The organism is Xanthomonas albilineans, from assembly GCF_002939705.1.
In the GTDB taxonomy this organism is placed as follows: Bacteria; Pseudomonadota; Gammaproteobacteria; order Xanthomonadales; family Xanthomonadaceae; genus Xanthomonas_A; species Xanthomonas_A albilineans.
The window spans coordinates 1-2,761 of record NZ_MDCB01000052.1; the positions used below are offsets into that span (position 1 = coordinate 1).

Annotated in this window: 4 protein-coding genes; all 4 read right to left on the reverse strand. The window is 63.6% G+C overall.

Annotated features, from left to right (window positions below; genetic code table 11):
* Window positions 1-187: DUF6362 family protein (locus tag XalbCFBP2523_RS16940; RefSeq protein ID WP_230599129.1), on the reverse strand; the 187-nt coding region annotated here is incomplete at its 3' end.
* Entirely contained in the window at window positions 180-383 is a 204-nt protein-coding gene (locus XalbCFBP2523_RS15615) for a hypothetical protein (protein ID WP_012916867.1), read from the reverse strand. The genes XalbCFBP2523_RS15615 and XalbCFBP2523_RS16940, both read right to left, overlap by 8 nt.
* Before the next feature lie 4 nt (window positions 384-387).
* Complete coding sequence (locus XalbCFBP2523_RS15620) at window positions 388-852, reverse strand: crossover junction endodeoxyribonuclease RuvC (RefSeq protein WP_045766145.1); 465 nt, start codon at window positions 850-852, stop codon at window positions 388-390.
* A gap of 133 nt (window positions 853-985) precedes the next feature.
* On the reverse strand, window positions 986-2,761 hold a 1,776-nt coding region (locus XalbCFBP2523_RS15625; protein ID WP_104630006.1), incomplete at its 5' end, for a phage/plasmid primase, P4 family.

Genomic DNA, 2,761 nt, shown 5'->3' on the forward strand with positions numbered 1-2,761 from the left:
TCGGTGGAAAGGGGCGATAGGGGCGATCCTCTGTGGCGAATGCCTCCCACTGCTGCCGCAGGATGTGGGGCCAGGCGTTGAAGTAGCCGGGTATGCGAACGCAAGGCAGTCGACGCCCCGTCGAGGCGGCCTCTTCGAAGCGATGCGCAATCTCCTGGATCGTCCACGGAGCATGCCGGTTAACCATGGCGCTTGCTCCCATACAGACGCTCGCCGATGCGTCGCACGATTTCCCGTTCGATGAAATCCAGTCGCTCATCCTGCGCGTTGATGACCAGGATGGCTTGGTCGCGCCATCCTTGCCGTTTGATCGTCTCCACATCCACGCGCTCTGGCTGGAAACGTCCAAGCGGGCTGCGGTAGGTCGGGGTCGGGATTTTCATGGTTTCACACTCCCTGTGTCTCGATGGCCCAGTGCAGCAGGGCCAGTGCATCGGCTTGGTTGTCATCGATGGGGGTATGACCACGTCGCCGAGCGGAGGCGATCATGTCGTCTTTGCTGGCGTTGCCCTTGCCGGTGGCGTGCTTCTTGATCGTGCCGACGGGTACGCCCTGGTAGGGGATCTGGTGGTGTTCGCACCATGCGGTCAGATGCCCCATGAAGCCGCCATAGGCATGGGCGGCATCGACGCCGGCATGTCGGCGCACCTCCTCGAAGTACACCGTGTGGATGGGATTGGCGGTGGAGAGCACTTCGTTGAGCCAGCGCTTGAAGCGCAGGAAGCGCATGCCGCCGCCTTCAAATCGCTGCGGGGTGAAGGGCTCGGTGCCGCTGGTGATGGTGCCATCCGAGTGCTGCAGTGCCCACCCGGTGCGAGTGCCCAAGTCCAGGGCCAGGATCGTCGTGTTCATCGTCAAGTGCTCCAAGTCGGGAGGGGGCGAGTGACGGATGCGACGGGTTTTCTGTATAACTTCTCTTATGTGCGCGCGCACGTGTAGCGCATTAATCAGAAAACCCGTCACATCCGTCACTCGCCCTGTTGTTTCAGTCATCGCGATAGGGGGTGTGATGGTTGTGCGGCTTGGGTCTGAGGGTGATGCCGGCCATGCCGCGCGCGCCTCCGGTCAACCGGCACTTGTCGAACTTGCGCGTGGCCATCAGTTCGGAGAAGCGTTTGACCGAGCCAACGTATTCGCCTGCACGCTCTGCCCATTCGCGCCAGTCCGCGAAGAGTTCGGAGACGCCCTTGCGGTAGGTCTTGGCCAGCAGGCAGCGCTCCTCGATCCACTGACCGAGCGCGTCCTCGGCCTCGAAATACTCCTCGGTCGCCGAAGCCACGCAGGCGGCTGGCTTCAACCCCTGGTGTTGCCAGAGACCGCAGCCTTCCACGGCCCAGGCCAGAATCCCATCGCGCTCCTTGAGCAGCTTCTCCGTGAGGCGGCCATCGCGCCGTTCGGGTGGGATGGTCACCGTGAACGGGATCAGGTGCAGTCGTCGCTTCATCGCCTCGTCCACGTTGCGAATGGAGGGCTTGTGATTGCCCGCGATCACCAACTTGAATTGCGGCACGTACTCGAAGAAGTCCTGGCGCATGAAGCGCGCGGAGACCTTGTCGCCACCGGTGATGGCTTTGACCTTCGATTCGTTCCAGCGTCGTCCCTGCTCGGTTTCGATGCTGGAGACGAAACGCGCACCACGTAGGCCGGCAAGATCGGTCGGATGCCGGTCGGTGCGTGCCTCCATGAACGTTTCCATCGGCGCGTTGGCCGCGTAGTCGCCCAGGATCGTCGTCAGCACATTGACGAACACCGACTTGCCGTTTGCGCCCGTGCCGTACAGGAAGAACAGCGCGTGTTCGCTGGTGACGCCTGTCAGGCAGTAGCCGACCATCATTTGCAGGTAGGCGATCAACTCGCTGTCCCCGCCTGTGATGTCGGCGAGGAACGCGCGCCAGATCGGACAGCGCGTGTCCGTCGCGCTCTGCGGTGTGGCGGTGGTCACCTTGGTCATCCTGTCATCGCGACGGTGCGCCCGCATCGTGCCCGTGCGCAGATCGACCACTCCGCCTGGTGTGTTGAGCGCCCAGACGTTGGCGTCCCACTCTTCGGCGGTCGAGGCATGTTTGGGGTCCGAGCGCGCGATCTTCTCGACCGAGGAAATCGTGGCCGAACTGGCGAGCTTGCTCGTGAGTCTGGGGGTGTCGGCCTTGAGCGAGGCCATCCGGCAGATGCCGCGCGCAAGATGCCAGATGTACAGCACCTGGTCGGGATTCCAGCGCGCGCCCGTCCAGACCAGCCATTTGCCCCACAGCGCGCAGTAGCGCCAGTCCTCGCCATAGCGGCGGGTGAAGGCCGAAGCCAATCCGTCCTCGGTCGTCCAGTCCAGACCGCTCAACAGGTGCGGTGAGGAGGATTCCTCGACAGGTTGCGTCACCGGTATCCGTTCGCCAGCGGCGAGGAAGCCGCCAACGTCGAATCCCTTGGAGATGGCATCGGCCGCGTCCCAGCCTTCCGGCTTGTCATCAGGTGGGACCAGAATGGCAACCGTGGTCGCGCCCGCGCCCAGAATCGCCTGCGAGGCGCGGTTGGCATAGTCCCACCCTGGGGGATCGCGGTCAGGCCAGATCAGCACCGACTTACCCGCCAATGGCGACCAATCGGTCTTGTTGATCGGGGCGTTGGCACCGTTCATGGCGGTGGTCGCCACAACGCCGATGCCGATCAAGGCTTGCGCGCACTTTTCGCCTTCGACCAGCACGACCTGGCTGGCCGTCACCAACCCCGGCTGGTTGTACAGGGGGCGAGGGTCGGGTGGGGTCAT

What these genes read in the sequence shown, in the direction of transcription:
- XalbCFBP2523_RS15620 (WP_045766145.1), bottom strand. Translation starts at nt 852, where the DNA reads ATGAACACGACGATCCTGGCCCTGGACTTGGGCACTCGCACCGGGTGG.
- XalbCFBP2523_RS15615 (WP_012916867.1), bottom strand. Translation starts at nt 383, where the DNA reads ATGAAAATCCCGACCCCGACCTACCGCAGCCCGCTTGGACGTTTCCAG.